The organism is Paraglaciecola mesophila, assembly GCF_009906955.1.
Taxonomy (GTDB): domain Bacteria; phylum Pseudomonadota; class Gammaproteobacteria; order Enterobacterales; family Alteromonadaceae; genus Paraglaciecola; species Paraglaciecola mesophila_A.
In genome coordinates this window covers 3,183,032-3,201,175 of record NZ_CP047656.1, presented here as the reverse complement: position 1 = coordinate 3,201,175, position 18,144 = coordinate 3,183,032, and the positions used below count along the sequence as shown (strand labels likewise).

Genomic DNA, 18,144 nt, shown 5'->3' with positions numbered 1-18,144 from the left:
TTATTCCACGTGTAGCCAGTCAGCCATTTGATTTCGGCTGCGGATTAACTGCTGTCGCCACGTGTCAGCACTGACCACAGTAGGACGCAGCAAAATAACCAATTCCTTTTTGATTTCACTGTCCTGGCGGTTTTTAAACAAGTTTCCCAGCAGTGGAATATCTCCTAGTAAAGGCGTTTTAGATTCAGTTTCAGAGATGATTGATTGCATCAAACCGCCGATAACCACGATTTCCCCTGAGCGAGCATGGATGATTGTGTCTGATTCGCGAATATTGCTAGCTGCTAAGGGCAAAACAAATTGTTCTTCATTTAAAGTCACCACCTTTTCTTGTTCTTCGGTTTCAATTACCGAAGGATGAACATGCAACAATACCCCGCCTTGGGCATCAATTTGTGGGGTAACATCCAGGGCGATACCAGAAAAGAATGGCGTAAGTTCAATATTCGGTGTGGTTGATGCCGTTGCTGCGGTTACGGTACTCTCACTAGATACATCCGTTACAAAGTACTCGTCATCACCGACTTTTATGACCGCTTTTTGGTTGTTTATCGCCGTCACTCTAGGACTAGATAAAACCTGCACATTCCCTTGTGTTTGCAGCAAGTTAAGCACACCGCTGAAGTCTTTATTTACAAAGGACAAACTTGTGACACCGCCCAAGGTAGCCGAAATAGCATCCCCAAGGCTTCCTGATGTAGTCGAAAACTGAAAGTCAGTACTGCCACTGTTTGCTAATATTTCTGTCCAGTTAATACCTTGCTGATAACCATCGCTTAACGATACCTCTAAGATGCGTGCCTCTAAGATAACCTGACGCTGAACATGCTCTTCTGACGTGGCAAGAAACTCTTTTACTGAACGTATTTCATTGGGCATAGCGCGCACAGTGACTAAGCCAGCTTGGGGCATAACCATCACGCTACGACCCTCCTCCTTACCAATCATTACTTGCAAAGAGGCCAATAGGTCTTTCCAGAAATCTGTTTCAGTGCTGGTTGAAATACTGGTGCCGTTGCTATTGCTGCCCGCACTCAAATTATTTGAACTTCCGCTGCCAGATGAAGAGTTTCCACTGAAATTGTTCTGTGAACTGCCTGAGCTACTGTTGCCACCTTGAGCTTGAGATACCCCACCTGAGGTAATACTGGTTTGTGTGGCCCCATCTCGTTTCATCAGTAAGTAATTGACAGCAAACGTTTCTGTGCGCATTCCCGTTGGATAAATGCGGTAAATGTTTTGCCTGCGCTGTATGTCGTAACCGTAAATTTCAGTCACAATGTCAAATATTTGCTCGAGGGTAACTTGCTTTAAGTTAAGAGAAATCAAGCCTGACACAGAAGGATGAATAGCCACACTAAAGGGAGTGTCCTCTACGATGCCGGAGAAAAAGCTCACCGCGTCTATTTGCTGGGCATTAATATCAAATTTAGGTTCACCGAATAGGGCCTTATCAGCTTGTTGCGATTTTGGCATCAAGGTTTGATGAACAGCATCAGGTAAAGTCGGTGCTCCCGTCTTTTTCGTGTCGGTCGTTTGTTTTGTGTCAGCAATTGCGTCGTCTAATGATTTCTCATAATGCTTTGTGTCATGCTTCGCCTGACAGGCAACTAATACCAGCAAAAAGCCAGTTAAAGTAATACGCTTAAAATCCATCATTTGCATCTTTTATAAATTGAGAGTGATTGACAAAAAGTTCTTGCGAGCCCTTATCGCCGCGCAATACAACTCGACTTTTGCTAATTGATACGAGGGTTTTCCCTGCTATCTCTTGCCCTTCTCTAACACGCATACCGTTGATAATAGCCTGCTTATGCAAACCATTAATAAATATGGCATTGACGATTAATTTATCGGTCAATTCGCCATTAGCTGAAGTACTAGGTATTGCATCAAAAGGACGAGTAGGATCGACCAATACCTGACCATAGGCAGAAGCAACGGAAGCTGAAACAAGCAATAAAACACGTACAAAAAATCTGATTCTTATATTCATATCAAACACCTATAAACGCCTTACTGGTACTCAAGGTATACAACTCCACTTCAACCAACGCCTCTGGGTACCCAGTCACAACGTAATTAAAACGCTTCCAGTAAAACTGCCATTTAAGGCCTTCAATGCGTGTAAGATAGTTTTGAATATCGAAGTAGCTCCCCCTTAATGACAACAATACACCATGGCGATATAGATTGATTTCATCTACCACAGTGTCGTTATCTACCGTGTCAGACTCAGCATCCACTTTCTTTGTCTGAGCGCTCAGTACAGGTGTTGGCGCAATCGACTGCATAGATACCAGGGTTACTCCTTGGCTACCCGCAAGCATGTTTTCTAACAAGAGTGGCATTTGTGTCGGTGGGACTAAATTGACGGTTTCTTGTTGCAAATACAGATCTAAATCTTGGCTTTTATCAGTAAGTTTATCTAAAGATTCAATCAGTAAATCATTGGGATCGTTACCAAGCGCGTACTGTGCAACCTCGATTTGCGCTTGCAAACTATTTAACTGATTTTGCAAAGACGAAATCGTTTGCTCGTTTCGAGCCGTGCTTTCATTCACAGGCTCGATGAATAGCAAATAACCGAGCAGAATAATAATAGCGACACCGCTGAACAATATAAGTAGCTTTTCTCGTTGTGTGATCTTCAGAAACTGCACGAAAAGCGTGTTGTATCTCTCTTTTATTCCTTGACTTGTAGCGGCTTGATTCATGGCTGTTCCTTTACTTCCGCTTGCACGGAATTTTTAGTGCCTAAGGTAAACATCAGCTGCTGATTTGGATCACGATAAAGCTTAGTCGTTGAGAACTCCTGCCCTTTCAAACGCGGTGTTAAACTCAAGCTAGTCATCCACTTAGGAATAAGCGATGAGTCGGTTGCTGCGCCTTCTAACATTACTTGGTTTTCATCTAAATGAATTCGGGTTAACCAAATCCCATCTAAATGGTGCTCAGCCAGCCCAGTCATCAGTCCCGCAAACCCGTGGGATTTGAATTGCTCCTGCCCAGACAACTCATCAATGACCCTTTGTTTCAAACTGACTTCTAACTGCTTACTTTCTATAGCGGCCAATAACACTGGGTCTTTAGTACGCCCCGCTAACGTCTCATTCAATATGACGAGCTGATCTTCAAGCTGATTTTTTTGCGTTTGTATAGCGCTCAATTGCTGCTCAACGCTCTGGCCATGACTATGATTGAAGTAGTAGATTGCGCCGAAAATTACCATCAAACTTGCCCAAATTGCGATCACGAATGACAGCGTAAGCACTTCAAGTTTTGGGTGTAATTCTGGTAAATACAGGTTAATACGAGACTTCATTGGCCTGCCTCACTATTAATTTCAATGTCTGTAAGCGCAGCCCCCAAGCTGGCTAAACTGACTGTCGGGCTTGGCTCGTTAGGCGTTAACGGCAAATCCATAATAGAGACTGGCATAAACGTCAGCTCTTTAATCAACTCCGCTAACTGCGCTTGAATAGGCGTATTCAGGTGAACCACAATGTGACGCACTGGTGCTTGTCGCAACTGGCTTTCGAAGTAATCCATTGAGCGTTGAATTTCGACACTCAGAGTGTCCCCCATGCCCATTTGAAACTCTTCCAATGAAAAGCTCGCCAGGTTTTCATAGCCTTTCAAGCGACGTGAGAAAAACAACTTACCCTGTTTAAGGATATTTAAATTAATTTGCCCGCCTTTTTCCTGAAACAAGCTCAAAACTGCATCGTCACTGGCAGCTAAAAGCTCAGACGTCGCCAGCTCTTCTATGGTGATGGTACTTAGTTTTAAATCTGCTTGAGAAATGCCTTTAATTATTGAGATAACTTGAGGGCGTGAAATGGCAACCACATTCACTTTTTCTTTGCCGCCTATCGCAGCGGGATGATCATAATAATCAAACACGTGCTCATCATTACTGGTGAGTTGTTCTTTGACCTGCCACTGAATCGCTTGAGCGACTTCTTGTTCTTCTACTTCCGGTCTATCGATTTGAAATAACTGATACTTATTTAGTCCTAGTGCAACATGACAAGGTGTACGGGCCAAGTTGTTCTGGGTGACATACTCTTGTAAATGTTTAACCCAATCTTGCATAGGAAGACTATGCTGCTTTACCCACTGGTAGGACCCAGATTTTTTTTGGATAACATTTAGGTGCAACTCAGCATCACCCATTTCAATCCCAATCGAGTGAAATTTTGATGGCTTGCTAAAGTACTGCTTAATAAACTCGCGCCAGCTAATTCGCATTTTTCAGTTCATATCTTGTTACATTACTTCGCCATTACAGCAAACTTTGAAATAAAGCACCAGCAATATAAATCCCTTTTGAAACTTGATTTATTAGCGATACCAATAAGTTAACTTAAGGTTTTACAGATTAATTTTGCATCAGTATAGGTGACAATAGCGACATTGCGAATTTAGTACAATTAGACGATGGGCTAAAAAAAAGGGGCCCACAGGCCCCCTTAAAAGGTAACAAAATCACCCTAACACACTATGTCATGGGTATAGATTGCAACTATCTCGCGTTAGTACTTTCAAATATTTTATCGGCTGACTCAGCTACAAAGCCAGTAAATAGCGAACCATCAGGTTTTGGATAGCGTTTGGCAAATTCGTAAAAACAGCTAGGGATGTCACGCTCGCCATCAGTAAAGGCGACAGGATGCTTATCTGCCAAAGTCGATGACTGCTCTAACATAACGTCAGCCGAGCCTTTGATTTCTCCTCCGGCCGTATTTAGCGACAAACCTGCAGCCTTCACTGCCTGATTGATTTGCTCAATGGAGTCAAACTGGCTTAAGTGATTATTACTGACAGTAAAGTGATTAGCACGATAGCCCCATGCAGCTACCCACGCCGCAAATTCTGACTCTTGCAACAAGCGTTGATAAGTTGAGTAATCAATATCCCAGTGACGGCCTGAGTATAAAAAATTGTCTTGAGTTACTGTGTCTTTATCCATGTTTGCCACAAGAGAGCGCACAGTTTCTTGTAATGATTCACTGCACTGTTCCAGCAATAATTCGGAAATAAAGACCTTAGGTAAATCCGGATTTTCAGTATGCTCAAAATGTTTCGCGTAAAGCTTTTTGCTTACGAAATGATATTCGCCGCAAGCCTTGTAACCGACGGCTTCAAAATGCGCGGCTAAAGCGCTCAAACCGATCCCAGGCAAGTTAAAGGTGCGCAGAGCTATGTGATCATTCACTACCTCTTGCCCCTGAGTTTTATCGAATAAATCGTGCACGGTAACTGCAGAAGGCGTTACCGCAAGGTAACTTTCCCATAGTTTTTCAAATAAAGTATTCACGTTTGTATGCATAAATAAAAACCTTTCTATTCAATGTTATGACGTGCGAAAGCAGAGCAATTTTGCTTGTGGTCTGCTCGTTTTATAGCTTAATAAAACGCACATCGTTGCCGTCTGATAAACCTAACTCAGCGGCCGTATTTGCGCTGAGCATTAACGAATTTTTCTCGCTGTGGTATGTCACTTCAGGGGTGATCGTGGCACGAAACTGGCTGACGTCTGTGCTGCACAGCATGTAATTTTGCTCATCTGCTTTCGCGTGTGATAATTGACTTTCATCACCAATCACCACAGTTGCTACGCGACTTTGTTGCACTGTACGGATATTTCTTAGCGCCACTTCAACAGTAGGGCCTGCGTCAAACAAGTCAACGTATCCGCGATGAAAGAAGCCTTCTTTTTGCAGTAAGCGCAGTGCAGGTGCTGTCTTTTCATGCACCTTACCAATCACGCTTTGTGCTTCTGGGCTAAGTAGCGCCACGTAAACGGGGTGCTTAGGCATCAATTCAGCAATAAACGACTTATCTCCGATACCCACTAGGTAATCAGCGGTAGGGAAATCAATCCCAAAGAAGTTCGTCTCTAACCATGCCCAAAACGGCGAATGACCATTTTCATCGGAAATACCGCGCATCTCAGCAATAACCAAATCAGAAAAGCGCTCGGGGTGATTCGCCATAAACAGATAACGAACACGAGACAAAAGTTGGCCAGCAAAACCACGGCGGTATTTTTCACGTACGAACAAGGTACAGACTTCAGATGCCCCAGTGTAGTCATTACACAAATTCAGCGTCTCCACGACTTTTTTCACCCCTAAGCGAGGTGAGTAATGCACATGGCTGGCAACATGATAATGATAAAATGGTGTGCTCAAACCCACCGCAGCTTCAATTCCGGTGACACCGATGATGTCTTTACTTTGCGTATCTTCGAGGACAAATAAATAGCTTTGCTGACCGGGGGAGGTCACGGTTTCAGTAAAGCTCTTCTGTGCGCGAGATATCTTGCTCAGTAATAACTCATCGTTATCAGGCAGCGAAGTAAAGCCATGCCCAGATTCAATCGCAATCTGCTTTAAAGCCGCAAAATCTTGCGCGCATATAGGCCGAATTACCAACATGCTACTTAGCCTTTAACCACTTGGGCAACGGCTTGCTCGAAACGCTGTAAGCCTGACGCTATATCCTGCTCCGGTATAACCAAAGAAGGGGTAAAACGAATTACATCTGCGCCGGCCACTAAACACATCAAGCCATGCTCTGCTGCTGCATTTAGAAATGTTTTCGCTTGGCCTTTATAGGTCTCATTTAATGCGGCTCCGAGCAACAAGCCCTTACCGCGTATGTCACTGAACACATTGTATTTCTCATTGATGCGAACTAAGCCATCACGCAATAACTGCTCTCGCTGGGTTACGCCAGCTAACACTTCACTATTATCAATAACGTCAAGTACCGCTTTTGCAACCGCGCAAGCAAGGGGGTTGCCACCGTAAGTCGAGCCGTGTGTGCCGATTTTTAAATGCGTTGCTATTTCAGTGCGCGTTAGCATCGCCCCTATTGGAAAACCGCCCCCTAGTGCTTTTGCTGTGGTCAAAATATCTGGGGTAACGGCTAAGTCTTGATAGGCATACATAGCACCGGTGCGGCCAACACCCGTTTGCACTTCGTCGAAAATCATTAACGCATTGTGCTTGTCACACAGTGCACGTACCCCTTTTATAAAGTCGGCATCGGGGGAAATTATCCCACCCTCGCCTTGTAGCGGCTCAAGCATCACAGCGCAGGTGTTGTCCGAAATGAGCGCCTCAACACTGGCCAAGTCATTGTAATCAGCATGGGCAATATCACCTGGTTTAGGACCAAAACCATCGCTATAAGCAGTTTGTCCACCCACGGTCACAGTGAAGAAGGTACGCCCATGAAAGCTTTTATTAAATGAGATGATCTGTGATTTGTGCTCACCGTACACGTCAAGTGCCCAGCGGCGAGCTAACTTTAAAGCCGCTTCGTTGGCTTCTGCCCCTGAATTGGCAAAGTAGACTTTATCTGCAAAGGTTAACTCGGTCAGTTTTTTGGCTAAGCGCAATGCCGGTTCATTGGTCATCACGTTTGATAGGTGCCATAATTTCTGTCCTTGCTCTGTAAGCGCCTGCACAAGTGCTGGATGGCAATGACCCAAGCAACTAACCGCTATCCCACCTGCAAAATCGATATATTCCTTATCGTTTTGATCCCATACGCGAGAACCTTTACCACGCACGGGAATAATCGCGGATGGTGCATAGTTGGGAACCATAACGTCATCGAATAAATCTCTGGTTACTTGCATTTGGGCACTCCTATTGGGCATTAATAAATTTACCGTGATTGAGATCACGGCCTAGGTATTACGCTATTATCAAGGTAATCAAGTTAAAATTGCAGTAGCATTATGGTTAAAATGCTCAGTCTACTTAACAAATAGACCAAACTAAGTATCAAAATGATAACCAAACAAGAACAACAGCTACTTTCTATCCTGCGCTCTAATGCCAGAGCCAGCATCTCTGATTTAGCACGTGTATTGAATCTGTCTCGCTCGACCGTTCAAAACCGAATGACTAAACTTGAAGAATCCGGTGTGATTAAAGGCTACGCAGTGCAATATGGCAGTGAATACCAAGACAATCTGGTGTCCTCTCACGTATCCATCAAAGTTAAGCAAAAATTAACCGCCAAAACTAACGCGGAATTGCGCCAAGTTAGCGAAGTCAGTGAACTCTATGCCATTAGCGGAGAGTATGACTTAATCGCTATCGTGCAAGCTGAATCTCTTGAGCAATTAAGCCAAATTTTAGACAACATAGGTAACTTGGACGGAGTGGAACGTACTAATTCTTCCGTTATCTTAGAGACAAAATTCAAGCGATAGTATCGTTTAATACCAATCCGCATTAATAAGTGACCGCCTCAGAATACGTCCAGCGGTTTTTGATTAAGGCGTCGCTATGTAGTAATGGTATAACAGAAGAAAGTATTGTCTTTATCGACTATCGCCTAATTGCATAACCCACCGAGATGACGTATCTATTTACGCTCTATACATTTTTCATGTAATTCATGGGATCGATTAAACAAGGCGTGTAAATTGAAAAATAAAGTGTTAGTTGTCGATGACAGTTCTACCAGTGTTCGTGTTGTCAGTCACTTAATTAAAAAAGCAGATAAAATTCCGATCAGCGTCTTTAGCTTAGCCCAAGCATTAGATGTGCTTAATGATCAAGCGAGTGAAGAATTTTTATGTGCTGTAGTCGATTATACCCTACCCGATGCACCTAGGGGCGAAGCCATTGAAGCGGTATTAAAATACCAAATCCCAGTCATTGTTATCACTGGTAGGCTAGACAACAACACCCGAGAACAAATTCTAAACAAGCCTGTCGTTGATTACATCCCGAAACAAAATGCCCAAGTGTACGAATACTTAACGCGTCTAATTGTGCGCTTAGAGCGCAACCAAAAAATTGGAATATTAGTAGTCGACGACTCACTACTGAGTCGCAACGCCGCAGTCAATTTATTAAAACGGCACAACTTTATTACTTATGAAGCTAAAGACGGTATTGAGGGGCTTGAAATTCTGAACAAAAAACCAGGCATTAAAATGGTTTTGACCGACGAGAATATGCCTAATATGAGCGGCTTAGAGATGTTGGTTGCACTGCGCAAAAACTTCAAAAAAGACGATTTAGCCGTCATTGGTATGTCCTCAGAGGGACCGTCATTTTTATCCGCTCGGTTCATAAAAAGCGGTGCCAACGACTATTTAAACCGCCCTTACTGCCATGAAGAGTTTTTTTGCTGTGTCACCCAAAATATTGAAAACATAGAAAATATCGAGACTATCCGCCGAGCAGCGAACTCTGATTATTTGACCGGCTTACCCAATCGTCGCTACTTCTTTCACCGCCTAGAGAACACCTCACCGTCAGGTCAAGATTGTGTTGCCCTCATCGATTTAGATTTTTTCAAAAAAGTGAATGACACATTCGGCCACGAAGGGGGAGACCAAGTGCTAAAAGATGTGGCGCGGCTATTAGCCAGCCATTTTAGCCAACACCTTATTGCGCGTTTTGGCGGTGAAGAATTCTGCGTTTACTTTCAAAATACCCCTATAGAGCAGGCTAAAGCAAGCCTAGAAGAATTCCGTATTGCATTTAGCGAGCGTGCTTCGTGGATAAACCAACAACCCATAAAGTGCACCACCAGCATAGGGTTAAGCAACAAGTTTGAAGGTGAAATAGACGGCATGATTTCTTTTGCCGATCTCGCGCTCTACCAAGCAAAGCAGCTAGGTAGAAACCAAATCGTTGTTGATGTGTTGTAACAAGCAGATACTCTAGTTGACATGAGGCCCTAGGTTGCCTTTAGCATCAAAGCTTGAGCGCTCACCTTAGCGGCTCTTCTGGCGATGCTTGCTCTATGGTTTGTGGCGTAATATTTTTAACCAACTGCAAAAAGCTCATAGTGGCGATATTTGCCATATGTTGAATCGAGTCGTTCCACACCTTACCGTGGCCAACAAACATGGTCATGCCTTCCATGGATGAAGAAATAAACAGCGCAACTTTTTGCACTTGCTCAAAATTTAGCGTTGGGTTCAAACGCATAATGCTATCTTCAAGCGGCACACGCACTCGAGCGTAAATTTCATCCATTAATTTGTCCGCATACTCGTCATGATTGGCCAACGCCCAAAGCTCGGGGTAGAAAGTGGTCGTAGTGGGATTACCCAAATCAAGCACAATAAAATTGATAATCGACTTGAGGTGCAACTCAGGATCATTATTAGCCCCTAAGCGTAATCGTTCAAATTCATCCATAAACTCATCAATACTATGATCGAGCATATCTTTGAGTAGGTCGTTTTTGCTTGGATAGTAATATTGCAGATTCCCAACGCTGATCTGGGCACCCATAGCGACCTTGCGCATAGACAATTTACTGTACCCTTCCTCAATGAGTATCGATTTGGCGGAGTTTAGAATCAATAATATGGTTTCTTTACCGCGACGAGATTCCCCCGTTCCTTTTCTAATATTTCTCATTTTATTCAATTAGTTACCTTTAACCTGGTAGGCATTTGAACATGCTTACCTTTCCCTTGCGCATGATTATATCAGATCCCAGTAAAAGTCATGCACAAGCTTGAATGATCGCTCAAAAAAACACTCATGTGAAAAAATTGTGAAAAAACACTTGGATCATTTGTACAACTGTACTAATTTAGTACACACGTACTATTTAGCGCATTAATTGTTCACCGTATATTTCGATTGAAGTGCGGCGGGCATGTCAATTACTAGGATCACTCTGATGGTTAGCAAAAAATTACGATCTCTGTCTGCACAAATATCTTCACTACTCTTAGCACTACTGCTCTTTTCAATAATCAGTCCAACAAGCCAAGCTGAACTGCCTAACGATACGGTGCCCAATGTACTGACTCTGCCCAAAGAACATCCAGAGTCATGGCTATATGTGCAGGATATGAACTTCTGGGGCATGACGGAAGGTAAGGTGATCATACTCGATATCGCGAGTAACACCCGAAACTACAAAGGCCAAGTCAGCACTGGCTTTTTCGGCTCGTTTATTCCTTCCACCGAGCGCAACGAAATGTACAGTGCGGAAACCTATTACGCTCGCGGTACCCGAGGTGCCAGAACCGATGTTCTTTCTATTTGGGACAACGCCACTTTGTCCGTCACTCATGAAATAGAGTTACCCCACAAGAAGCGCGCCCAAACAGTGTCAGAGAAAAACGCCACACAGCTAATCGATAACGACAAGTACATGCTGGTTTTTAATTTTACCCCTGCTACCTCGGTTTCCGTTATCGATATGCTTGAACACAAGATTCTCAATGATGTGGATATCCCAGGTTGTAGCTTAATTTACCCTTCAGGAGAACGCGGGTTTAGTACCTTATGTGCCGACGGTTCAATGCTCAGCATTCAGTTAGATGAACACGGTAAAGTCGCCAGTGAAACCCGCGTACCGTCTTTTTTCAATGTGGATGAAGATCCTCTGTTTGAGAAATATGCACGCATCAATGATGTCGGCTACTTCCCTACCTTTCACGGTTATATGCAACCGGTTGATTTAAGTGGCCCAGTGGCAAAGCCTCAAGAGAAGTGGGATTTACTCAGTGCTAGCGAGCGAGAGCAAAACTGGCGTCCAGGTGGCTGGCAAATCATATCTGGCCACCCAGATGGGCAGATTTTTATTTTAATGCACAAAGACGGTGTCAATGGTAGCCACAAAGACGGCGGTACAGAAGTGTGGGTGTATGACACCAAGCAGCATAAAAAAGTGAAAACCATCCCTCTTGAAACCCATGGTATCTCGCTTGAAGTCACCAAAGGTGATGAGCCTCTTTTAGCCGTCACCAATGCGAAAATGATGATCGACGTATACAACCCCAAGAGTGCCAAGTTAGAGCGCACCCTGTCTATTGGCGGTGATAACGCCAACCCCTTCACGCTAACGGCAGTGGAGTAACCCTATGTTAACTAACCTAATACTCGGCTTACTTAGCGTATTTTGGATAGCTTGCGCGGTCCATAAACTGGCAGATGTAAACAGCTTCACCCACAACCTAAAACAGTACCAATGGGTACCGCCCATTCAACGCGACATATTAGTAATAGGCTTGGTTTTAGCCGAAGCGCTAAGCGCCATCTTATTGTTACTGCCTGCTTTGCAGCTATTCGGGCTAATACTCGCTTGCGGGTTACTACTGGCCTATAGCGGACTTATCGCTCTGAATATTTACTCTGGTAATCAAGATTTTGATTGCGGGTGCCTATTTGGTAGTCAAGAACAACGCCTGAGTGTCAGCCTTTTATGGCGAAACGCAGGTATTTTATTGCTCCATGTGGTTGCGTTTTTTGGTCTGCAAACCACCACATCTCGCACGTCAGATGTACTCATTAGCTTATTGTTCGGCATTGTAGCACTGCTTGTTGGTGTGATTGCTCAACAACTATTTCGTAACCAATCTCACATCAACGCTTTAAAGAGGTAACTCACTATGTCAAACCTATTTCTATTTACTTTCGCCCTCTTGTGGGTACTGGTTATTGCACTTGGTGTTGTAGTTTACGCCCTAGCACGTCAAGTGGGAGTGCTGTATGAACGCGTCGCACCGGCAGGTGCATTAGCCATGAATCAGCAATTAAAGGCAGGCGATAAAGCCCCAGAAATTTCCGTTAAAACCTTAAGCAAAGAAAAATTGCTTATAGGCAAGCCTACCCAGAAAAGCACACTGCTGTTTTTCTTATCGCCTGATTGTCCTGTGTGTAAAGAATATCTACCTGTTATTACCTCTTTGTCGCGGGCCGAGCGTTCCCATCTTGATGTGGTCTTTGTTAGCGATGGTGACGAACCAGATCATCAGGCCTTTATTACAGAGAAAAAGCTCGAGAACTTCCCTTATGTGCTTTCAGAGGAAGTAGGCAAAAAATTCGGCGTTAGCCGTTTACCTTACGCCACGCTTATCGACAAGACAGGCATCATTTCATCAATGGGCTTGGTTAATTCTCGCGAACACATCGAAAGCCTTTTGAATGCTCAGGACCTAAATGTTGCGTCAATTCAGGAGTTCTTAGAAAAACAAAGCAACAACGAACGCACCCTCTATAAACAGGCTTAACGAGAGAGACTCAATTATGAAATGGTTTGATAAATTCTTTGAAAACAAAACCCGTCATATCGCCCGTACCAGCTCACGACGCAGTTTTTTATCCAATGTAGGCAAAGCCGTTGTGGGTGTTTCTGTGATACCTGCTTTACCTGTGGCTAAAGCCGCCAGTGGTGGAGCACCAGCTGGTGCCCATTACCCAGGCGTTTCCCCGCAAACAAGCGGTAGTGATGGGGACCCAGGCGACCCAACCACCTGCGAATACTGGCGCTACTGTGGTATCGACGGCTTCTTATGTTCTTGCTGCGGCGGCACTCAATCAGCCTGCCCACCGGGCACTGAAATGTCTCCTATCACTTGGATAGGTACCTGTCTTAACCCAGCGGATAACAAGCATTACATCATTTCTTACAACGACTGTTGCGGTAAAGCTGCTTGCGGGCGCTGCTTCTGTAATCGAAATGAAGATGACACCCCCATGTATCGAGCATTTTCAAATAATGACACCAATTGGTGTGTCGGCGCATCGAGTGAAACCTATGTGTGCTCAACAGCGGTCATCCTCGGCACGTCGATTGATTCATAGCTAGGAGCATTCCTATGCCTAACACTAATCAACTCAAAACCTTAGCTACCACGCTTGGGTGTGTAGTGCTGATGTGGTTGCCCTTGGCGAGCCACGCCAATGACGCCCAGACCAAGATGAAATACACCTTGTTTTGTAGCGGGTGTCACACCGCAGATGGGCGCGGAAGTGGCGACCCGCGCATCCCTGATATGCGCAATTACGTGGGCTATTTTACCGCCGTTGAAGGTGGCCGAGAGTTTTTAATTCAAGTGCCCGGCGTAGCAACTGCGCCCCTAAAAAGTAAGGAGTTAGCTCAAATCGTCAATTGGATGCTGCGCACTTTTAGCACAGACCAGTTACCCGACGACTTCAAAGAGTTTGATGAGCAAGAGGTGGAACGATTGCGGCAGTACGTTCTACGTAGCGAATTGGGGAGCACGCGCAAAGCGCTGGTTACCCGAATAGAAGAGTACAAAAAAAATAACTAAACACCACTGGATTCGCACCTAGGAGACACCATGAAAACACTAAGCTACTCAAGTATATCCACCGCGGTCACTCTTGGCCTCGCCAGCATAGGCGGAATGGCCAGTATCAGCGCCCACGCTGACGTGCTAGAAGTCATAGAAGTGACCGCGCAAAAACGCACCCAGAGCGTCCAGGAAGTGGGGATTTCAATCACCGCTTTCAGTGGCGAACAAATTGACGCACTGGGCTACGACAACGCCCAAGAAGTCACCGCCATGGCGCCAGGGGTTACGGCCATTCAACCCAATGGTCCGTCTGCGTTTTATATCAATATTCGTGGCGTAGCGCAGAATGACTTTTCTGGTGATCATCAAGAATCCCCTGTAGCAGTGTATTTAGATGAAGCCTACATTAGTGCTTCGTCTGGGGCAGGTTTTCAGCTGTTTGACATCGAACGGGTAGAAATACTCAAAGGGCCGCAAGGCACGCTGTTTGGCAGAAATGCGACGGGGGGCTTGGTACATTACATTTCACGCAAGCCCACCGACACCTTCGAGGGATATGGTAAGGTTACTTTAGGCAGCTATAACCAAATTCTAACCGAAGGTGCAATAGGCGGCGCCCTCACCGACACCCTCTTCACTCGATTCTCATTCACCACCAATAATCACGACCCCTACATTAACAACACCCTTGGTAAAGATCTCAACAACGGAGACGACTGGGCAGCCCGCTTGCAGTTTTTGCTTGAAGTCACAGACGACGTGGAATGGCTGATCAGCGCCAGAAGTGGCAAGCAAGACATAGACAGCGGATTTTTCGAGCATTCAAGTGCGCGCTTAAATCCTGAAACTGGCTTAGGGGAACATTTTGACGGTCCCAATTTAACCACTTCAGCATATCAAGAGCCTGATAATGGCGTGTATACTGGCTCATATGACAGGATCGGCTTTAACAAAGTCGAAAGCCAAGGGATCACCAGTAATTTACAATGGGATTTTGGTGATATTCTACTGACGTCGATTACCGATGTATGGAGCTTAGAAAAAGACTACATCGAAGACTCAGACGCCTCGCCACAAGATTACTACAACTTCTTTTTACAATCTGATGTTGACCAATTCTCTCAAGAACTACGCCTAAACGGCCAAAGTGACAATAGCCGCTGGGTTGCGGGGCTGTACTATTTAGACATAGACGGCACGTTCGCCAATGGCGGAGAAGTTCGCGGGTTTGTTGACCAGCTTGCAGGCGCTGGGGCAGGTATCGGCCCTGAAACGGGCGGGCCCGTCACAATTTGGACCCCTTTTGACACCACCACCGAGACTTACTCTGTTTTCGCCCAGTTAGAGTACGATCTCAATGAGCAATGGACCGTTATTGGTGGCTTACGCTGGGCCAACGAAGAAAAGTCCATCGACTACTCGCAAAATTACGTAGAAATTGCCAATGGCCGTAACCCATCTGCTGCCAATATCGTCAACCCAGATCCATTAGGCTTTGGTGGGCCATTATTTGTATTTAACGATGATACCTTCGACTTTGCCAGCCTAGATGATGATTACCTAACCGCCAAAGCGGAAGTAGATTACAGCCCCAGTAAAGGCACATTATTCTACCTAAGCTACAACCGCGGCATTAAAAGCGGCGGCTACAATGCGCCGCTCGATATCACTGACTTTCTTGATGGTAATCCTGAAACAGGTGGCCCAGAAGAAATGCAATTTGGCAAAGAAACCCTACATGCCTACGAGTTTGGTGTGAAACATCAGCTCAATGCCACCACACGGGTCAATGGCGCTGTTTATTACTATGGCTACGACGACTATCAAGCCTTTCGCTTAGAGGGCTTAACCACGTTCGTTTTCAACACTGACGCCAGCGTCAGCGGAGCCGAACTTGAGATCACCTCAAACCCAATAGACAACCTAGACTTGCTACTTGGTGTCAGCTACGTCGACAACAACGTGGAAGATGCATATCAGCTCCCTAACGGGGAGCTAGTCGACCGACGCGCTGTGGTTACCCCAGAATGGAACATCAATGGTTTGGCTCGTTACGGCTGGCAACTAGCGGACGGCGAGCTCGCCGCACAAATCGACTTTGTTTACATGAGTGACCACTACTTTCAATTAAAAAACTCACCCGTGGGTGAACAAAGTGGTTATGCCCTTTTTAACGCTCGGGTGTCGTATACCTCTGATGACGGCAAATGGGTATTTGCTGGCTTCGTAGACAACCTGCTAGATAAAGAATATCGCGTCATGGCCTTCGACCTCGCGGGTGGGCCTGAAGCGGGGGGCTTCGGCATGGTTGAGAATTACTATGGCAAACCCAGATGGTGGGGGCTCAGTGCTACCTACAATTTTGAATAAAGACACAATAGATTAGGAACATTTTATGGCGCTTAAACAAAGCTATATATGTGGCAAAGCTGATGCACAGCTTATTTACCAAACCATTGGTGATTACTTTGACTACATCAGCCAAAAACATGCAGACAGCGAAGCTTTGGTGGTTGCCCATCAAGACATTCGCTGGACATATGCCACCCTCAAACAAAAAGTCGATGAATTGGCCACTGGCTTACTCGCCCTTGGCATAACGCCTGGTGATCGAGTCGGCATCTGGGGGCCCAATTCCTATGAATGGACCGTCACCCAATTTGCAACCGCCAAGATTGGCGCAATCATGGTGTGTATTAACCCTGCTTATCGCCTTCGTGAATTAGAGTACGCGCTAAACAAGGTGGAGTGTAAAGCCATTGTCTGTGCACAGCAGTTCAAAACCAGCAGCTACCCGCACATGTTACAACAGCTCATACCTGAACTGGCGCACTGTGAGCCGGGGAAAATTGAAAGCTCCGTTACGCCCCATTTACGCAGTATTATAAAAATGGGCGACGATGTCGTGCCGGGAATGCTTAATTACGCAGATGTCACGCTAATGGGCACCGACGTACAGCAACAGCAATTAGTCACTATTGCCGACCAGTTGCTGCCTGACGACCCAATTAATATTCAATTTACCAGTGGCACCACAGGCCAGCCCAAAGGGGCTACCTTAACCCACTGCAATATTCTTAATAATGGCTTTTTGGCTGGTGAAGGTATGCGCCTAAGCCCCAGTGATCGAGTGTGTATACCGGTTCCCCTTTACCATTGCTTCGGCATGGTACTGGGGAATTTATCCTGTATCGCCCATGGCGCAACCATGGTGTATCCCAGTGATGCATTCGATCCATTGGCCACCTTACAAGTGGTTGAAAAAGAACGCTGCACCGCCTTGCATGGCGTGCCCACCATGTTTATTTCTGAGTTAGATCACCCTAATTTCCACGAGTTTGATTTATCCAGCCTGCGTACTGGCATCATGGCAGGGTCTTTATGCCCAGCTGAAGTCATGAAACGCGTTATTGGTGAAATGCACATGGAGCACGTGCTCATTGGCTATGGTCAAACCGAGCTTAGCCCGTTAAATCATTTAACCTTACCTGAAGACCCGCTACAAAAGCGCGTTGAAACCGTCGGCCGCGTGATGTCTCGTATCGAGGTAAAACTGGTAGATGAACACAACCGCGTGATCCCGATAGGACAGCGAGGAGAAGTCTGCACCAGAGGTTATTCGGTGATGCGTGGTTACTGGAACGACCCAACTCGTACAGCAGAAACCATAGACTCTGGCGGCTGGTTGCACTCAGGGGATATCGGCATTATGGATGAAGACGGCTATGTGACCATAGTCGGTCGCAGCAAAGATATGATTATTCGCGGTGGTGAGAACATCTACCCCAAAGAAATAGAAGAATTTTTATATACCCACCCAGCGGTCCAAGATATTCAAGTATTTGGTATTTCCCATACCGATTTTGGCGAAGAGGTTTGCGCCTGGATTTGCCTAAAACCTGGCAGCAGTGCCGCAGCCAAAGACATAACCGATTACTGTAAAAATCAAATTGCGCACTTTAAAGTCCCTAAACACATTCGCTTCGTTGAAGCGTTTCCGTTGACGGTCACGGGCAAAGTACAGAAATTCAAAATGCGCGAAGCCATGGAGCTTGAGTTAGCTCAGGCTTCTCCCGCCCTTGCAAAATAGA

18 protein-coding genes are annotated in these 18,144 nt (G+C 45.4%); 9 read left to right on the top strand and 9 right to left on the bottom strand.

Features of this window, described 5'->3' with window-relative positions:
• The 8 genes from mshL to FX988_RS13770 form a co-directional block, all read right to left on the bottom strand.
• A complete protein-coding gene (gene mshL / locus FX988_RS13805; RefSeq protein WP_160182182.1) occupies positions 1-1,656 on the bottom strand; it encodes a pilus (MSHA type) biogenesis protein MshL in 1,656 nt (551 codons plus the stop codon).
• Complete coding sequence (locus FX988_RS13800) at positions 1,646-1,996, bottom strand: general secretion pathway protein GspB (RefSeq protein WP_160180668.1); 351 nt, start codon at positions 1,994-1,996, stop codon at positions 1,646-1,648. Before FX988_RS13800 ends, mshL begins: the two co-directional genes overlap by 11 nt.
• Position 1,997: 1 nt before the next feature.
• Entirely contained in the window at positions 1,998-2,717 is a 720-nt protein-coding gene (gspM, locus tag FX988_RS13795) for a type II secretion system protein GspM (protein WP_160180666.1), read from the bottom strand.
• Entirely contained in the window at positions 2,714-3,325 is a 612-nt protein-coding gene (locus FX988_RS13790) for a PilN domain-containing protein (protein WP_160180664.1), read from the bottom strand. The genes gspM and FX988_RS13790 overlap by 4 nt, the downstream gene beginning before the upstream one ends.
• Entirely contained in the window at positions 3,322-4,254 is a 933-nt protein-coding gene (gene pilM / locus FX988_RS13785) for a type IV pilus biogenesis protein PilM (protein WP_160180662.1), read from the bottom strand. Before pilM ends, FX988_RS13790 begins: the two co-directional genes overlap by 4 nt.
• Before the next feature lie 274 nt (positions 4,255-4,528).
• Positions 4,529-5,335 carry a DUF1338 domain-containing protein gene (locus FX988_RS13780; RefSeq protein WP_160180660.1) on the bottom strand — a complete coding sequence of 269 codons (807 nt, stop codon included), beginning with the start codon at positions 5,333-5,335 and terminating at the stop codon, positions 4,529-4,531.
• 70 nt (positions 5,336-5,405) lie between these two features.
• Positions 5,406-6,446, bottom strand: coding sequence for an arginine N-succinyltransferase (gene astA, locus FX988_RS13775; RefSeq protein ID WP_160180658.1), 1,041 nt, complete (start codon positions 6,444-6,446; stop codon positions 5,406-5,408).
• Between the two features lie 5 nt (positions 6,447-6,451).
• Positions 6,452-7,657 (bottom strand): aspartate aminotransferase family protein, encoded by a 1,206-nt coding sequence (locus FX988_RS13770; protein ID WP_160180657.1) that lies wholly within the window; start codon positions 7,655-7,657, stop codon positions 6,452-6,454.
• A 153-nt stretch (positions 7,658-7,810) separates the two neighbouring features.
• Here FX988_RS13770 and FX988_RS13765 point away from each other — a divergent pair, with 153 nt between their 5' ends.
• Positions 7,811-8,239: an Lrp/AsnC family transcriptional regulator gene (locus FX988_RS13765; RefSeq protein ID WP_007990996.1), complete on the top strand. Its 429-nt coding sequence runs from the start codon at positions 7,811-7,813 to the stop codon at positions 8,237-8,239.
• Between the two features lie 216 nt (positions 8,240-8,455).
• Entirely contained in the window at positions 8,456-9,694 is a 1,239-nt protein-coding gene (locus FX988_RS13760; RefSeq protein ID WP_160180655.1) for a diguanylate cyclase, read from the top strand.
• Between the two features lie 61 nt (positions 9,695-9,755).
• Here FX988_RS13760 and FX988_RS13755 read toward each other — a convergent pair whose 3' ends face one another.
• Entirely contained in the window at positions 9,756-10,424 is a 669-nt protein-coding gene (locus FX988_RS13755; protein WP_160180653.1) for a TetR/AcrR family transcriptional regulator, read from the bottom strand.
• 259 nt (positions 10,425-10,683) lie between these two features.
• Here FX988_RS13755 and FX988_RS13750 point away from each other — a divergent pair, with 259 nt between their 5' ends.
• The 7 genes from FX988_RS13750 to FX988_RS13720 all read left to right on the top strand — a co-directional run bounded on the left by FX988_RS13750 (position 10,684) and on the right by FX988_RS13720 (position 18,143).
• Positions 10,684-11,871: an amine dehydrogenase large subunit gene (locus FX988_RS13750; protein WP_160180651.1), complete on the top strand. Its 1,188-nt coding sequence runs from the start codon at positions 10,684-10,686 to the stop codon at positions 11,869-11,871.
• Positions 11,872-11,875: 4 nt separating this feature from the next.
• Entirely contained in the window at positions 11,876-12,397 is a 522-nt protein-coding gene (locus FX988_RS13745) for a MauE/DoxX family redox-associated membrane protein (RefSeq protein ID WP_160180649.1), read from the top strand.
• Positions 12,398-12,403: 6 nt separating this feature from the next.
• Positions 12,404-13,024 carry a redoxin family protein gene (locus tag FX988_RS13740; RefSeq protein WP_160180647.1) on the top strand — a complete coding sequence of 207 codons (621 nt, stop codon included), beginning with the start codon at positions 12,404-12,406 and terminating at the stop codon, positions 13,022-13,024.
• A gap of 16 nt (positions 13,025-13,040) precedes the next feature.
• A complete protein-coding gene (locus FX988_RS13735) occupies positions 13,041-13,598 on the top strand; it encodes a methylamine dehydrogenase light chain (RefSeq protein ID WP_160180646.1) in 558 nt (185 codons plus the stop codon).
• 71 nt (positions 13,599-13,669) lie between these two features.
• Complete coding sequence (locus FX988_RS13730; RefSeq protein WP_160182181.1) at positions 13,670-14,068, top strand: c-type cytochrome; 399 nt, start codon at positions 13,670-13,672, stop codon at positions 14,066-14,068.
• A 30-nt stretch (positions 14,069-14,098) separates the two neighbouring features.
• On the top strand, positions 14,099-16,423 hold the full coding sequence (locus FX988_RS13725; RefSeq protein WP_160180644.1) for a TonB-dependent receptor: 2,325 nt from the start codon (positions 14,099-14,101) through the stop codon (positions 16,421-16,423).
• 25 nt (positions 16,424-16,448) lie between these two features.
• Positions 16,449-18,143: an AMP-binding protein gene (locus tag FX988_RS13720; protein WP_160180642.1), complete on the top strand. Its 1,695-nt coding sequence runs from the start codon at positions 16,449-16,451 to the stop codon at positions 18,141-18,143.
• Position 18,144: the final 1 nt, after the last annotated feature.